Source organism: Siccirubricoccus deserti, from assembly GCF_014283215.1.
Lineage (GTDB): Bacteria > Pseudomonadota > Alphaproteobacteria > Acetobacterales > Acetobacteraceae > Siccirubricoccus > Siccirubricoccus deserti.
Genome location: NZ_JACOMF010000038.1, coordinates 1 through 14,807, shown reverse-complemented (window position 1 = coordinate 14,807; position 14,807 = coordinate 1). Strand labels below are relative to the sequence as shown.

Sequence of the window (14,807 nt, the reverse complement as noted above, 5' to 3'; positions counted from 1 at the left end):
TCAGGGAACCGCTGCGTCGGCCGCCTGCCGGGCCGTCGCGCCGCGCGCCGCACCGATCAGCGCCAGCCCCTCCGCCACCGAGACGAATTCGCCGCCGCCGGCCAGTCTTTCCGCGCCGAAGCGCGCCTCGAACAGCTGCCGCACCGCCGGCACCAGCGAGGTGCCGCCGGTGAGGAACACCCGGTCCACCTGCCCATGGCCGAGGCCGGCACCGGCCAGCGCCGCCTCCACCGCCCCGCCGATGCGTGCCAGGTCGGGGGCGATCCAGGATTCGAAATCGGCGCGGGTGATCTCCGCCTCCACCAGGAAGCCGTCGTGGCGGAAGTTCAGCATCGCCCGGTCGGCCCGCGACAGCGCCGCCTTCACGCCGGAGACCGCGCGGTACAGCGCATAGCCTGCCTCATCCTCGATCAGCCGGATCAGCTGATGCAGCCGCGACGGATCATCGGCGGTGCGGGCGACGGTGGCGATATCGGCCAGGGTGCGCGGCGCTCGCATCAGGGAAAGCCGGTGCCATCGGGCGAAGCCGGCGTACCAGCCGACCGGTACCGGCATCCGCTTGCCCATCACCCCGTAGCTGTCGCCTTTGCCCAGCAGTGGCGAGACGACATGGTCGATGATCCGGTAGTCGAAATCATCGCCGGCGAGGCCGATGCCGGCATGCCCGAGGGCGGTGACGCGCCGCGTCGCGCCCGGCTCGAAGCGCAGCACCGAGAAATCGCTGGTGCCGCCGCCGAAATCGCCGACCAGCACCGTCGTCGGCTGGTCGAGCGTCGCGGCGAAGCGATGCCCCGCGGCTTCCGGCTCCAGTGCGAAGCCGATGCTCTCGAAGCCCACCGCGGCATAGGCGGCGCGCAGCCGTTGTTCGGCCAGCGCATCATCCGGCGCATCGCCGGCGAAGCGCACCGGCCGACCGGCGATGAGCTGTGCGGCGGCTGGCTGACCGGCCAGCAGCACCCGCAGCAGCAGCGCGATCAGATCCTCCAGCCGCCAGCCGCGGCCCTGGATACGGGTCTCGCCGAAGCTGCGCAGCGCCAGGTAGGATTTCATCGACATGATGAGGCGGCTGGCCAGCGGGTCCTCGAGATAGGCTTCGATCGCCGCCGGCCCGGCTGCCTGGCGGGACTGCCCGGCCTCGGTCCAGAAGCACAGCACGCTGCGGAAGACGTCGATGGCTTCGGCGCCGACGGCGAAGCGGGCGGTTGTCAGGCCGCCCGCCTCATCACGCACCGCGATCACGCTGTTGGTGGTGCCGAAGTCGACACCGATGACGGAGGGCATTCGTCTGAGGCACCACGCAAAGGGGCGCGGGTTTCAGCAGAGGCGCGGGGCCAGGGCAAGCCGGATTATGGCCGTCGGTCGGATCGAGAGGCAATCAACATCAATCATTAGCATCGCGAGCCGAAAATACTAGCCTGCGCTTTACAACCGTGAATGGTGGGGGGCAGCCCGGTGGCGGGAAGCGAAGACCAGCGGCAATGGTGCATCCGCGTTCTTAATCTCGACCCGGCCGGCGCCTCGGGCAACCGTGGCGAACCGATCTTGGGCGTCTGGCGCGACGCCAAGGAAGCGGTCGATGCCCGGCTGGAAGCGCTGGGCCGGACGCTGCGCGGGCTTGGGGACCCGGATCTCGACCAGATCGCCCAGTATGGCCTGTTCGGGCTCACCGGCGGGGGGCAGACGGTCGCATTGATGGCGGCGCTGCAGGACTATGACCGGGCGGCGCCGGCCGACCGCGCGGCAGCCGCGGCGGCGGTCGGCAAGGCGGTGGGGGCCTATCGCGCCATGCTGCATTCCAGCCCCCTGGCCGAGGCGCTGGACGACAATCCCTTCGGCGTCGAGATCGGGCTGCTCGACACCATGGACGTGGCGTTCCGCCAGATCATCACCGCCATCCGCTAGGGGGATTGAGGCATGTCGGATGTCCAGGAGAAGCCCAAGAGGAAGCGGGGCGGCAGTCTGGTAAGCCGGGTCCAGCGCAGCTGGTCGGATTCGGTGCTATCGATGATCGGCCGGAGTTCGCTGCTCGAAAGCGGTGAAGAGCCGCCGGTCGTGCTGGCCCCACCGCCGCCGCCCACCCCGCAGCGGCCGCCGCAGCTGGTCCAGGAAGTCAGCGCGCGGATGCTCACCTTCGACGAGCTGGCGGACAAGATCGGCCACCGGCCGCACAAGGATCGGCTCGGCGGCCACTGGAAGCGCTCGACCGAATACAAGGCCGTCCGCGCCGAGATCACCGCGGTCAATACGCTCAGCGCCGCCAGTCTCGTCGACGGGGATCTCGACGGGCTCGACGGCCAGCTCGATGCGTTGATCGCCGCCGCCGGCCGCTACCGCGCCCAGCACAAGAAGAACAACGACAAGACGGGTGCCGCCGACGATGTGGTGGCGAGCGCCCAGGCGCAGAAACTTGCACTCGCCGCGGTACGCGCCGACCCGGCCTTCGACCAGGTGAAGCACCACATCACGCTGAAGCAGGCGATCGAATGCAAGCAGCGCGGCATGGCCTTCGCCGACTGCCGGTTCGACCTGTACAACGACACCAATGCCGAGGAGGTGGATGACGCCTTCGGCTCCGGCATGGCGAATTCGGTGGCCAAGATCGAATACGCCAACGGCGATACGCTGGTGTTCAAGGGGGAGCGGGTGTCGGATGAGGGCGTGCAGCTCTCCGCCGCCTCGGCGATCGGCATCGACGCCAAGGCGCCGCACAACGGCAACCGCAACATCGCCACCCTGGCGGTGGCCGAGCTGCTGGGCCAGCCCATTGTCCCCAAGGTGTGCTACGGGATGCACACCAATCCAACCACCGGCGAACAGGAGATCGGCCTGCTGATGACCATGGCGCCGGGCAAGACGATCACCACCACCGATCCGGTCACCGGGGTCAAGAAGCGGCGGGAGATGTGGCCGCCGGGCAACCCGCCTTCCGCCACCGCCCAGGCGAAGCTGATGGAACAGCTCACCTCGCTCGACTGGTCCGATGTCATCACCGGCCAGATGGACCGGCATGGCGGCAACTACATGGTCGACATCAACGGCGACGAGGTCACCGTGACCGGCATCGACAATGATGTCTGCTTCGGCGCGCAGCAGACCGACCCGAACGCCAACAAGGGCCAGTATTTCAGCCGCACCACGCCGCCGGGCATGCCGCCGCTGATCGACAAGAAGGTGTATGACCGGATCATCGCCTCGGACTTCGATCGTGACCTGCGGCCGAAGCTCGCGGCGCTGATGACGGCGGCGGAAGTGACGGCCGCGGAGTCGCGCTTCAACCTGTCCAAGATGCATGCGGCCGGGTTGCATCCGGAGTATGTCGTCGCCGACTGGACCGCCTGGCGGTCCCCGGCGCCGGCGCAGCTTACCGCCAAAGCCTTCCTGAAGGCCGCCGGCACCGGTGTGGGCTCGGATAAATCCGGTGGGTTGTTCGGCCGCGACTTCGCGGCGGCGTTCGAGCGGGAGGGCATCCTGTGAGCGGCACGGCAGAGACGGCCGAGATCGGCATGGCGGTGGTCGAGGATGCCTTCCTGACCCTGCGGGAGGCCGGGCTGCGGCTGCCGCCCATCCCGCGCGAGTTGGCGGAGCGGCTGACCCGGACCGCTGAGGCGGTCTACGGCACCGGGCCGCTCACGCTCGGCGATCTCGCCGGCGTGCTGGCGGCGGTCGAGGATCCTGCGGTGCCGGCGCAGCTCGGCTTCGGCCATGTCGGGCATGGCATCGCCTCCTGGCAGTTCTGCTTCCAGCTCGTCACCGGCTCGCTCGTGCTGTTCCTGCGGCTGCCCTATGGCGGCGTCGGCAGCAGCGATGCGGCGAGCCTGGCGCCGATCAACCGCTCCCTCACCCTGGCGGAGGAGCTGGTGGTGGTGGCCGGTGCGGCGGTGCCGTCGGGCGGGCGGCGGGCGCTGGTGGTGCTCGATACCCTGGGCGATGCCGTCATCCGCCTGCCGGGCGATGCGGCGGCGGTGGAGTCGGATGATCCGTTGGCCGAGGCGCTGGCGCGGCTGCGGGGCGGCTGAGATCGCGGCGGCCGGCAAGCATCGCTGCCGCCGGCCGCTTTCCAGGTTGGCTGGGGCCCTGAGGTTCAGGGCCTGTCGCATCAGTCCGGCTTCACCCCGGCCCGAGTGATCACCGCGCCCCAGCGCTCGGTCTCCCGCTGGATGAAGGCGGCGAACTCCGCCTGGGTGTTGGGGGAGGGGATCGCCCCCTGCTCGCGCAGCAGCTTCGCCGTGTCCGGATCGCTGAGCGCCGCGATGATGGCGCGGTGCAGCGTCGCCTGCGCCGCCGGCGGGGTGCGGGCGGGGGCGACGAAGCCGTGCCAGTTATCGGTCATCACGCCCGGCAGCCCGGCCTCGGCGAAGGTGGGCACGTCCGGCAGCAGCGGATAGCGCTCGGCGCTGCCGATCGCCAGCGCCCGCATCGTCCCGGCCCGGATATGCGGCAGCAGGATCGGCAAATCGGCGAAGCCGATCTGCACCTCGCCCGCCACCAGCGCGGTCGCCAGCGGCGCGCCGCCGCGGTAGGGCACATGGACGATGTCGACAGTCGCGGTCAGCTTCACCAGCTCGCCCGCCAGATGCGGCATGCTGCCCGGACCGGTGGAGCCGTAGTTCAGCGTCCCCGGCTTGTCCCGCGCCGCCGCCAGCAACTCGCCGAGCGTCCGGTAGGGCACGGAGGCGCCCACCACCAGCGGCTCGTTGACGATGACGGCGAGACTGAGCGGCGCGAAGTCGCGCGGCACCACATAGGGCATGGTCGGCTGCAGGCTGGGCGAGATGGCCAGACCACCGGCGCTGCCGAGGCCGATGGTGTGGCCATCCGGCGCCGACTTCGCCACCGCATCCATGCCGGTGACGCCGCCGGCACCGGGACGCGACTCCACCACCACCGGCTGGCCGAGCAGGGCGGTCATCTTCGGCACCAGCATGCGGGCGACGATGTCGCTGGGGCCGCCGGTGGTGAAGGGAACGATCAGCCGTATCGGCCGATTGGGGAAGGTGTCCTGGGCCTTCGCAGCCCATGGGACAGTCCCGGTGGCGAGCAAGGCAAACAGGGCAAGGCATAGGCGGGCGAGCATGGGCATCCTCCTGCCGGGGCTTTCTCCATCCGGCTGCGGCTGCGAGTATCGCCTTCCGCAGCCCCGGGTAGAAGGGGGCGGGGAAGGAGCCTCATGCGCATCACCGCCGTTACCGGCCGCATCCTCAGCAGCAGCTTCACCTACGGCAATCCTGCGGGGCCGGGCGGCAACCTGCATCTCCGCGCCATGGACACGCTGGTGGTGCGGATCGAGACCGAGTCCGGCCTCATCGGCCATGGCGAGGGCTTCGGCTTCACCCTGGTCGGCACCACCAAGGATGCGCTGGAACGGCTGATCGCGCCCGCCTGCATCGGCCAGGATGCCGGCGACATTCCCGGGCTGATGCGCATGCTGCACCGGCGCTTCCATAATTTCGGCCGCAACGGGCCGGTGACCTTCGCCCTCGCCGGCCTCGACATCGCGCTCTGGGACCTTGCCGCCCAGGCCGCGGGCAAGCCGCTGCACGCGCTGCTCGGCGGGGCGAAGCGGGCGCGGGTGCCGGCTTATGCCAGCCTGCTGCGCTACGGCGACCCGGCGCTGGTCGCCCGCAACACCGCGGAGGCGGTGGCGCGCGGCTATCGGCAGATCAAGCTGCATGAGGTGGACCTGCGCTGCATCGAGGCGGCGCGTCAGGCGGCGCCGCCCGAGATCCCGCTGATGCTCGACATCAACTGCGCCTGGGACAGCGTTGCCGAAGCCACCGCCTTCTGCGCGGCGGTGAAGGAATGGAACATCCGCTGGGTCGAGGAACCGGTTTGGCCGCCGGAGGATTTCGCCGGCATCGCCACGGTGCGGCAGGCCGGCCATACCGGCATCTCCGCCGGGGAATGCCTTGGCACGCCGCAGGCGATCGCCGCCATGCTTGCGGCCGGGGCAGTGGATGTGGTGCAGCCGAGCGTGACCAAGCTCGGCATCTCCGGCCTGCTGGCGGTGCGGGAGGCGGCGGCGCGGCATGGCGTGGCGCTGGTGCCGCACAGCCCCTATTTCGGTCCCGGCCTGCTGGCGACGCTGCATTTCCTGGCCGCCGCCGCGGTGGAGGAGCCGCTGGAGGTGTATTTCGCCGATCTCGCCGCCCCGCCCTATCCGACGCTGGCGCCGCAGGGCGGCTTCGTCGCGGTGCCGCAGGGCCCGGGTCTCGGCCTGACCCTGGAGGGTTGAGCATGGCGGTGTCGGCGCCCGCCGTCGCGGCGGGGCTGCTGGCGGGCTTCGTCGGCTTCGCCTCCTCCTTCGCCGTGGTGCTGCAGGGGCTGGCCGCGATGGGGGCAAGCCCGGCCCAGGCGGCCTCCGGGCTGATGGCGCTGTCGATCGCCATGGGGGTCTGCGGCATCGCCCTCAGCCTGTGGCGGCGGATGCCGATCAGCGTCGCCTGGTCTACGCCGGGGGCGGCGTTGCTGGCGGCCTCGGCCATGCCGGCGGGCGGCTTCCCGGCGGCGGTCGGCGCTTTCCTGGTCACCGGCGCGCTGATCATGCTGGCCGGGCTGTGGAAGCCGCTCGGCCGCGGCGTTGCCGCGATCCCGGCGCCGCTGGCCAATGCGATGCTGGCCGGGGTGCTGTTGGGCCTCTGCCTGGCGCCGGTGCGGGCGGTGGCGGAGGCGCCGGCGATGGGTCTGGCCATCGTGCTGGCCTGGGCGGCTGTGGGGCGGGTCAACCGGCTGCTGGCGGTGCCGGCGGCGGTGCTGGTGGCGATGGGGCTGATCGGCGCGACGGTCGCCCTGCCACCCGGGCTGGCGGCCGAGGCCGGGCCGGTGCCGGTGTGGGTGGCGCCGGAGTTCAGCCCGGCGGCGATCCTTGGTGTGGCGCTGCCGCTGTTCCTGGTGACCATGGCCTCGCAGAACATCCCCGGCATGGCGGTGCTGAACGCCAATGGCTACCGTCCGGCGCCGGGACCGCTGTTCACCGTGACCGGCTTCTTCACCCTGCTGGGCGCGCCGCTCGGCGGCCATGCAGTGAATCTTGCCGCCATCACCGCGGCGCTCTGCGCCAATCCGGAAGCGGAGCCCGATCCGGCCCGGCGCTGGCAGGCAGCGGTGGTGGCGGGGGCGGCCTATGTGGCTTTCGGCCTCCTGGCCGGCACGGCGACGGCCTTCGTCGGCGCGGCGCCGCCGGTGCTGATCCAGGCGGTGGCCGGGCTGGCGCTGCTGGGGGCTTTCGGCGCGGCACTGCAGGCGGCGCTGGCGGCGCCCGAGGGGCGGGAGGCCGCGGTGATCTGCTTCCTGGTCACCGCTTCGGGGCTGACGGTCTTCGGCATCAGCGGCGCCTTCTGGGGGCTATTGGCCGGGGGCGGGATGATGGTGTTACACCGGCGATCTTAACCGCGGTCTGGTAGCCTCCACCCGGGAGGAAATCGCATGATCCAGATCGACAAGCCCGGACGGCGTCACTTGTTGGCCGGCGCCGCCACCGCGACGGCCATCCGGCCGGCCCGCGCCAGCACCTATCCGGACCGGCCGGTCCGCATCATCGTACCCTTCGCGCCGGGGGGCGCCACCGACCTCGCCGCCCGCGTCCTGCAGCCGCAGCTTGCCGAGGCGTTCGGCCAGCCACTCGTCATCGAGAACCGCACTGGCGCAGCCGGCAATGTGGGCATGGAGGCGGCGGCGCGGGCCGCGGCGGATGGCTACACGCTGTTCCTCGGCAACGTCGGGACGCTGGCGGTCAACCCGGCGATCTTCGCCCGCACCATCCGGGTACGGCCGAGCGTGGACTTCGCCGCGGTGTCGCTGGTGTCGGAGACGCCGGACGCGCTGGTGGCGCACCCCTCGGCGCCCTTCAACACGGTGGCCGAGCTGGTGGCCTATGCGCGGGCCAATCCGGGCAAGATCAACTACGGCTCGCCCGGCGCCGGCAGCCTGAACCGGCTGGAGATGGAGCTGCTACGTGAACTCGGCGGTGGGCTCGACATGGTGCATGTGCCCTATCCGGGCGGTGCCGGGCCGGCGGTCACGGCCTGCGTCGCTGGCGACGTGCACGGGCTGTTCGTCACGCTCTCCTCCGCCGTCGGGCAGGTGCAGGCGGGGCGGCTGAAGGCGCTGGCGGTGACCACGGCCAGCCGCACTCCGGGTATGCCGGACGTGCCGACCATGGCCGAGAGCGGCTACCCGGCCTTCGTCGCCAGCTCCTGGCAGGGGCTGGTGGCGCCGGCGGCGACGCCGGCGGAGATCATCCAGCGCTGGCACCACGCGCTGGCGACGGTGCTGCGCAATACCGATATCGGCCGGCGCTTCGCCGCCGCGGCGACCATGGCGGTGGCAAGCGACAGCCCCGCGCAATTCGCGGAGTTCATCCGCCGCGAGCAGCACCGCTGGGGCGAACTGGTGCAGCGTTCGGGCGCGACCGCCGAATAGAGCGGATCTCGGAGGGGCGCGAAGGCCCCGGCTACCGCGCCAGCGCGGTGGGGCCCGGGCCATTGGCGGCCCGGGCGTTGTCGCGGAACAGATTGGCGAAGCCGGTGACCACATCCTCGAAGCGGCGTTGCCGGCCGGTGTCGATGGCAACAGTGGTGGTGGTGCCGGCGCGCAGTGGCGGTTCGCCAGCATGCGGCTCCAGCCGGATGCGCACCGGTAGGCGCTGCACCACCTTCACCCAATTCCCCGAGGCGTTCTGCGGCGGCAGGATGGCGAATTCGGCGCCGGTGGCGGGGCTGATGCTCTCCACTACGCCGGTCCAGGTGACGTCCGGATAGATGTCGAGCACGACCCGCACCTGCTGGCCGATCGCCACATTGGTCAGGGTGGTCTCCTTCAGATTCGCTTCCACCCAGGGCCGGCGCTCCGAAACCAGGGCAAAGACCGGCGTTGCCGCCCGCACCTGCTCGCCCCGCTGCAGCCGCATGTTCACGATGGTGCCGCCGATCGGCGCGTTGATGGTGGTGCGCGCCAGGTCGAGCGCCGCCCGGTCGCGCTCGGCCATCCGCTCGCGCACGCTCGGGTGTTCGTCGACCGGGAGTTCGGGGTCGCCCTTCAGGGTGGTGAGCAGCCGGGTGAGGCGCTGGCGGACGACGTTGATCCGTTCCCGCGCCACCTGGGCGTCGTTCTGGGTCTCCTCCATGCGGGTGGCCGGGGCGACCCCGCGGGACGCCAGCTCCTGCTGCCGGCGGGCCTGGCGGCTGAGGTAGTCGGCCCGGCTTTCTAGCTCGCCAAGCTCGCTCAGGGTTTCGTGGTAGGTGGCGCGGGCGGTCTCCACCGCGGTGCGTGCGGTGTCGAGTTCCGCCTCCGCCTTGGCCAGAGCCAGGCGGTAGGGCTCAGGGTCGATGCGGAACAGGAGGGCGCCTGTCGCGACCTGCGCGTGGTCGCGAATCGCCACCTCGGCCACCCGGCCGGAGATCTCCGGCGCGATCTGGACGATGTCGGCCCGGACATAGGCGTTATCGGTGGTGATGTAGCGGCCGCCTGTGAGCCAGACCAGCAGCCCGCCTGCCACGACGACCAGCGGCACGCCGACCAGCAACGCCAGCCGCAGCAGCACCCGGCGGGCCTGGGTCATGGCGCGACGCCCGGCTGCGAACCGGCCTCGGCCAGCGCCGCGCGGCGCTGGCCCATGGATTGAAGCTGGGCCTTCATCCGCTCCATCATCTCGGCCAGCGCCTCGCGCTCGCCCTCGGCGAGGGAGGCCATGGCATCGTCGAGCAACTCGGCGGCGATCCGGCCCATCTCCGCCTGCACCCCTTTGGCGTCCTCGGTCAGGTAGAGCCGGTTGATGCGGCGGTCCTCGCGGTCCGGCCGGCGGACCAGCCAGTGCTTGCGTTCCAGCCGGTCGATCATCCGGCCGGCGGTGGCGCGCTCGACCTCGAGCATTTCCGCCAATTCGGACTGGCTGACGCCGGGGCGGCGGTGCAGCAGGCTCAACACGAGCCATTGCGAGCGCGTGAGGCCGATGCGGCGGACCCGCCGGTCGAAGGCCGAGCGCATCATTCGTGCCACGTCGGCGATCAGGAATCCGATGTAGCGGCGGCCATCTTCAGGGGGCACGGGGCGCCTTGCGGAGAGGAGGGCGGCTGCCTGACCGGACCCATCCGAGGATGGATTGGCAGCGAACCGTTGCCTAGGTTACCATTGCATCAGCCAATTTCGTCAAGGCTGTCATTGCCCGATGCGTGCGGTTCCCGCGGCGGCGCCCGATGCCCGAGCCGATGGCTGAAGCCTCGGCGATCCTCGATCTGCCGTTGTACCGCCGCCTTCTGATCATGGCGGCGGTGGTGCTGGCTTCCACGCTCTACGCCACCACCCTGCTGGTCGCCTCCACCCTGCTGCCGCAGATGCAGGGCAGCTTCGCGGCAACGGCGGACGAGATTGCCTGGACCACCACCTTCAACATCCTGGCGACGGCGATCGTCACGCCGATGACCGGCTGGCTGGTCGCCCGCTTCGGGCGACGGCGGGTGATGGTCTGGAGCGTGGCCACCTTCACCATCGCCACCTACCTGTGTGGCCAGGCGGAGTCGCTGGAGACGATCGTGCTGTGGCGCATCGTCCAGGGCGGCGCCGGCGCGCCGGTGGTGCCGCTGGCCAATGCCACGGTGCTGGACAGCTTCCCGCGCCGGCGGGCTGGGCTGGTCAGCTCGATCTTCGGGATGACGGTGGTGCTGGGCCCGGTGATTGGCCCGGCGCTCGGCGGCGTGCTGGCGGAGACCTATAACTGGCGCTGGGCCTTCTACATGATCGTCCCCGCCGGGGCGCTGGCGACGATCGGCCTGCGCCTGGCCCTGCCGTCGGACCAGCCGGGCACAAAGGTGCCGCTCGACTGGATCGGCTTCCTTGCGTTGTCGACCGCCATCGCCAGCGTGCAGCTGGTGTTATCGCGCGGCCAGCGGCTGGATTGGTATGAGGCACCCGAGATCATCCTGGAGACCTGCATCGCGGCGCTGGCCTTCTACCTGTTCCTCGCCCACAGCCTGACGGCGAGTCGGCCATTCCTGAACCTGCGGTTGCTGTTGGACCGCAATTACGCGCTCGGCCTGCTGCTGGTGTTCATCTACGGGATGGTGAATTTTACCCCAATCGTGCTGCTGCCATCGCTGCTTCAGCAGCATGCCGGCTACCCCGACAGCATCATCGGGCTGATCGTCGGCTATCGCGGCATCGGCGGCACCATCGGCTTCGTCTGCACCTTGCTGATCGGCCGCTGGGACCCGCGGATCGGCCTGACGCTTGGCTTCGGGCTGCTGGTGCTGTCCGGGATGTGGCTGATGAGCCTGGACCTGAATGTCAATGTCGATGTGCTGCTGATGAATGCGGCGCTGCAGGGGATAGGCGTCGGCATCATCTGGGTGCCGCTGACCGTCATGGCCTTCGCCACCCTGGACAGCCGCAATCTGGCGGAAGCGATGGCGCTGTTCCACCTGTTGCGGAACATCGGATCGAGCCTGTTCATCTCGCTGAGCGTCGCCGAGATCGTGCGTTCCACGGCGATGAACTACAGCCGGATGACGGAGATGATCACGCCCTACAACGAGTTGCTCTCGGTGCCTGGGCTGATGGGGGGGTGGACCACCGGGACGTTGCAGGGCCTGGCCCGGCTGGGCAAGGAAATCGACCGGCAGGCGGCGATGATCGGCTATGTGAATGCGTTCGGCCTCTACACCGCGGCTTCGGGCATCGCGATCCTGCTGGCGCTGCTGGCCCGCCGCATGCGACGGGCGGCGGGGTAGGGGAGCGGCCCCCTGGGAGAGACCGCCGGGGTTTACGTTCCGGGTCCGCCGGGAATTCGCCGGCGTTTCAGGCGATTGCCAAGGGGCGCGGAAGACGCGTTGTCAGGCCGCGGCTTCTCTACTATACGAGCGCCCGCCCCGGAGAGGTGGCAGAGTGGTCGATCGCGTCGGTCTCGAAAACCGAAGTCCGTGCAAGCGGACCGTGGGTTCGAATCCCACCCTCTCCGCCAGTTCGCATACGAGCCATACTCTCCGCCGACACGACCGCCGCGCTGAGTGGCAGGTTTCCTGGGGTTTTGGGGCAGACCTGTTGACTGGCCTGAGGCGCAGAAGGGCGAAAATCGCTCTCTGGAGGCCAATTCTCTCCGGACCTCCTGACTTGGCCGTTTAAGTACGGAACGCAGAAACACAGGTCATAGGCCGGTTTCAGCGCCATGGGCGCTTGGCCTAGTTCGAACCCCACTTGCCCGAAATCCGTACTTTGAGAGCGAACACTTCGGTACGCCAGTCAGGCAGGTCATTCCTCTGAGAAGAAATTCTCGTAGAGGTGTTGAATTCAATCTTCCGGCTGGATCGTACCCTGAGACCATCCTCAACCATTAGATCTGCCAAGCGTTTCCCATTAATCAGCACCATGCGCTGCGGGGTTCTCAAAGCGAACTCGATGGCCTGGGCCGAGAACGCGGGTGGTGAGTTACACTCGGAGGGCGGGCCATGTACGCCCTCGATGAGGCCGGAGGGAAAACTTGAGCGTAGATAGGGGAAAACCGGCCCTGGCGGTAGCGCAGCAGGCAGCGCCTCCCCACCCAGGCTCAGTGTTGCGAGAGCATGTGCTTGCCGCGTCCGGTTTTTCTATTGCCCGTGCTTCACGTGAGCTCGGGGTGACGCGGCAGGCGCTCCACCGCCTGCTCTCTGCTACAGCCAGTGTCACGCCTGAAATGGCTATACGCCTTGGACGCTTCTGCGGCACCGGAGCCTTCTATTGGCTCAACCTTCAGCAGGAGTTTGACTTGGCTCATGCCAAGCATGTCCTGGGCGCGGGCCTTGATCACATTCCCACTCACCCCGGTCTCGCTGACAAACTAAATAGGCGAACCGATACTCTCCAGACCAGCGCGACCCTGAACGAGGGCCAGCGCATGCCAGCGGCGCAGAGGGAGTATCTTCGGGGCGAGGTTGGGGGCCAAATAGCCGCACACGCCGCCGTCCTTGGGCAGGTCGCCGAGGGAGTGATCGTCGCCGATGCGACCGGGCGCATTACTTTCGTGAACGACGCCGCGGCCCGGATCCACGGTACGGTGCGGCTGGATGTTTTGCCTGACGCCTACAGCGAAACCTTCCATCTGCTGACCGAGGACGGCCGTCCCTATCCCCCGGCAGACCTGCCGCTCACCCGTGCCGTGCTGTGCGGCGAGACGGTGACAGAAGCGCGCTGGCGTATCCGCCGCCCTGACGGTTCAGAGGTGCTCGCCCAGGGCAGCACTCGGCCGCTGCTGACCGCCGAAGGCAAGCAGGTCGGCGCCGTGCTCACGCTGCGCGACGAGACCGCGCGCTACGCCGCCGAACAAGCGCTGCGGGCGAGTGAAGAGCGCTTCCGCGGCGTCTTCGACCAGCAGTTCCAATTCATGGCGGTCCTCTCCCCCGAGGGCGTTACGCTTGAGATCAACGAATTGCCGCTGCGCATCACTGGCCTGACCCGGGAGCAGGTTATCGGGCGGCTTTTCTGGGACACGCCATTCTGGGCCGATATCCCCGCAGTGCGTCAGGCCTGGCCCGGCCGTCTCGCCGAAGCCGCCCGGACCGAAGGGCCCGTGTTGTCCGAAGACCTGTACCAAGCAGCCGGTGGGGAGATCTGCACTGCCGACGCGGCCGTCACGGCGGTCAGAGGCGCAGACCGGGCCGTGCGGTTCTTTGTCATCCAAGCGATCGACACCACCGCCCGCAAGCAGACCGAGGCTGCCTTGCGCGAAAGCGAGGCGCGGTTGCGCCTTGCTACGGAAGCAGTCGGCCTCGGCATCTGGGACGTGGACCTGGAAGGCGAGGAAGGCATCGGCACACCCCGCATCTTCGAGATCTACGGCCTACCTGCCCCGCCCGACGGCCGGGCCTTGCGCACCGTCTTCGTCAGCCTGATGCACCCAGACAGCCTCGCGGCAATTGCGGCGGAGCACGAGCGCACGCTGCGGGAAGGCGGTACCTTCGGCCTGACCCACCGGATCCGGCGCGCCTCCGACCATGCTGAGCGCTGGGTGGAGGTCCATGGCCGCCATTTCCAGCAGGCGGGGCGCCGCCGCTTCCTCGCCGTCCTTACTGACGTGACCGAGCGGAAGGCAGCCGAAGAACGGCAGGCGCTCCTCGCGCGCGAGGTGGACCACCGCGCCAAGAACGTGCTCGCCGTGGTGCAGGCGATGCTGCGGCTGACACCCAGGAATGACGCCGCTGCATATGCCCGGGCAGTGGAGGGGCGCGTGAGGGCGCTGGCCCAAGCCCAAACCCTACTGGCCGAGGACCGCTGGAGCGGGGTCGACATGCGCGCGCTGGTGCAGGGCGAACTCGCGATCTTCATCGTCGGACAACGCGCGGAACTGGATGGCCTGCCCGTGAAGGTGCCGGCCGGTGCGGCGCAGCCTATCGCTATGGCGCTGCATGAGTTAGCGATGAACGCCGTGAAGCATGGCGCGCTTTCGGTGCCGGAGGGTCGCGTCTCGGTGTCCTGGACCCTCGTCCCGGCCAGCGGGACTCTGCGGCTACGCTGGGCGGAGGCAGATGGGCCGGCGGTGGCGGGGCCACCGGGCCGCCGTGGCTTTGGCATGCGCGTGCTGGAGGGCACAGTGCGTCGCCAGCTCGGCGGGACGATATCCCTTGGCTGGGAGGCGGCCGGGCTGGTCTGCGAGGCGGAACTGCCGCTGGTGGGCCGTCCCGGCGCCGTCGTAGGCGCTGACTCGTACCAACCGGAGCTTTAGGCTCGGAACTCGATTACCGCTTTGAGTGGCCCGGCCGGTTGTGATTCGCTGCCCCTTGGGCATCAGGGGCTTGCGCATGTCGGTACTGTTCTGGCTGAGCGATGAGCAATGGTCGGCGATCGCG

General features: G+C 69.5%; 12 protein-coding genes and 1 tRNA gene. 9 read left to right on the top strand and 4 right to left on the bottom strand.

What is annotated here, in order from left to right:
• Positions 1–1,281: an Hsp70 family protein gene (locus tag H7965_RS21765; protein ID WP_186772690.1), complete on the bottom strand. Its 1,281-nt coding sequence runs from the start codon at positions 1,279–1,281 to the stop codon at positions 1–3.
• 171 nt (positions 1,282–1,452) lie between these two features.
• Here H7965_RS21765 and H7965_RS21760 point away from each other — a divergent pair, with 171 nt between their 5' ends.
• The 3 genes from H7965_RS21760 to H7965_RS21750 are packed head-to-tail and all read left to right on the top strand — an operon-like array spanning position 1,453 to position 4,016.
• Complete coding sequence (locus tag H7965_RS21760) at positions 1,453–1,902, top strand: hypothetical protein (protein WP_186772689.1); 450 nt, start codon at positions 1,453–1,455, stop codon at positions 1,900–1,902.
• A 12-nt stretch (positions 1,903–1,914) separates the two neighbouring features.
• Positions 1,915–3,474 carry a hypothetical protein gene (locus H7965_RS21755; RefSeq protein WP_186772688.1) on the top strand — a complete coding sequence of 520 codons (1,560 nt, stop codon included), beginning with the start codon at positions 1,915–1,917 and terminating at the stop codon, positions 3,472–3,474.
• The gene (locus tag H7965_RS21750; RefSeq protein ID WP_186772687.1) at positions 3,471–4,016 is read left to right on the top strand and encodes a hypothetical protein; all 546 of its coding nucleotides are present in this window, start codon (positions 3,471–3,473) and stop codon (positions 4,014–4,016) included. Before H7965_RS21755 ends, H7965_RS21750 begins: the two co-directional genes overlap by 4 nt.
• A gap of 80 nt (positions 4,017–4,096) precedes the next feature.
• Here H7965_RS21750 and H7965_RS21745 read toward each other — a convergent pair whose 3' ends face one another.
• Positions 4,097–5,074 carry a Bug family tripartite tricarboxylate transporter substrate binding protein gene (locus H7965_RS21745; RefSeq protein WP_186772686.1) on the bottom strand — a complete coding sequence of 326 codons (978 nt, stop codon included), beginning with the start codon at positions 5,072–5,074 and terminating at the stop codon, positions 4,097–4,099.
• Positions 5,075–5,167: 93 nt separating this feature from the next.
• Between H7965_RS21745 and H7965_RS21740 the strand changes: the two genes are divergently transcribed.
• From H7965_RS21740 to H7965_RS21730, 3 genes are read left to right on the top strand one after another with little or no spacing between them, the layout of a single operon-like run.
• The gene (locus H7965_RS21740) at positions 5,168–6,232 is read left to right on the top strand and encodes a mandelate racemase/muconate lactonizing enzyme family protein (RefSeq protein WP_186772685.1); all 1,065 of its coding nucleotides are present in this window, start codon (positions 5,168–5,170) and stop codon (positions 6,230–6,232) included.
• Positions 6,233–6,234: 2 nt separating this feature from the next.
• On the top strand, positions 6,235–7,386 hold the full coding sequence (locus H7965_RS21735; protein ID WP_186772684.1) for a benzoate/H(+) symporter BenE family transporter: 1,152 nt from the start codon (positions 6,235–6,237) through the stop codon (positions 7,384–7,386).
• A gap of 36 nt (positions 7,387–7,422) precedes the next feature.
• Positions 7,423–8,418, top strand: coding sequence for a Bug family tripartite tricarboxylate transporter substrate binding protein (locus H7965_RS21730; RefSeq protein WP_186772683.1), 996 nt, complete (start codon positions 7,423–7,425; stop codon positions 8,416–8,418).
• A gap of 31 nt (positions 8,419–8,449) precedes the next feature.
• On the opposite strand, the gene H7965_RS21725 is transcribed toward H7965_RS21730, so the two are convergent.
• Complete coding sequence (locus tag H7965_RS21725) at positions 8,450–9,556, bottom strand: HlyD family secretion protein (RefSeq protein WP_186772682.1); 1,107 nt, start codon at positions 9,554–9,556, stop codon at positions 8,450–8,452.
• Positions 9,553–10,041 carry a MarR family winged helix-turn-helix transcriptional regulator gene (locus H7965_RS21720; RefSeq protein ID WP_186772681.1) on the bottom strand — a complete coding sequence of 163 codons (489 nt, stop codon included), beginning with the start codon at positions 10,039–10,041 and terminating at the stop codon, positions 9,553–9,555. Before H7965_RS21720 ends, H7965_RS21725 begins: the two co-directional genes overlap by 4 nt.
• 149 nt (positions 10,042–10,190) lie before the next feature.
• Between H7965_RS21720 and H7965_RS21715 the strand changes: the two genes are divergently transcribed.
• The 3 genes from H7965_RS21715 (at position 10,191) to H7965_RS21705 (ending at position 14,683) form a co-directional block, all read left to right on the top strand.
• A complete protein-coding gene (locus tag H7965_RS21715) occupies positions 10,191–11,720 on the top strand; it encodes a DHA2 family efflux MFS transporter permease subunit (RefSeq protein ID WP_186772680.1) in 1,530 nt (509 codons plus the stop codon).
• A 140-nt stretch (positions 11,721–11,860) separates the two neighbouring features.
• A tRNA-Ser gene (locus H7965_RS21710) sits at positions 11,861–11,950 on the top strand.
• Positions 11,951–12,466: 516 nt separating this feature from the next.
• Entirely contained in the window at positions 12,467–14,683 is a 2,217-nt protein-coding gene (locus H7965_RS21705; RefSeq protein ID WP_222440744.1) for a HigA family addiction module antitoxin, read from the top strand.
• Positions 14,684–14,807 lie beyond the last annotated feature (124 nt).

Coding starts and splice junctions, on each gene's coding strand:
- H7965_RS21765 (WP_186772690.1), bottom strand. CDS start 1,281: ATGCCCTCCGTCATCGGTGTCGACTTCGGCACCACCAACAGCGTGATC.
- H7965_RS21755 (WP_186772688.1), top strand. CDS start 1,915: ATGTCGGATGTCCAGGAGAAGCCCAAGAGGAAGCGGGGCGGCAGTCTG.
- H7965_RS21745 (WP_186772686.1), bottom strand. CDS start 5,074: ATGCTCGCCCGCCTATGCCTTGCCCTGTTTGCCTTGCTCGCCACCGGG.
- H7965_RS21740 (WP_186772685.1), top strand. CDS start 5,168: ATGCGCATCACCGCCGTTACCGGCCGCATCCTCAGCAGCAGCTTCACC.
- H7965_RS21735 (WP_186772684.1), top strand. CDS start 6,235: ATGGCGGTGTCGGCGCCCGCCGTCGCGGCGGGGCTGCTGGCGGGCTTC.
- H7965_RS21730 (WP_186772683.1), top strand. CDS start 7,423: ATGATCCAGATCGACAAGCCCGGACGGCGTCACTTGTTGGCCGGCGCC.
- H7965_RS21725 (WP_186772682.1), bottom strand. CDS start 9,556: ATGACCCAGGCCCGCCGGGTGCTGCTGCGGCTGGCGTTGCTGGTCGGC.
- H7965_RS21715 (WP_186772680.1), top strand. CDS start 10,191: ATGCCCGAGCCGATGGCTGAAGCCTCGGCGATCCTCGATCTGCCGTTG.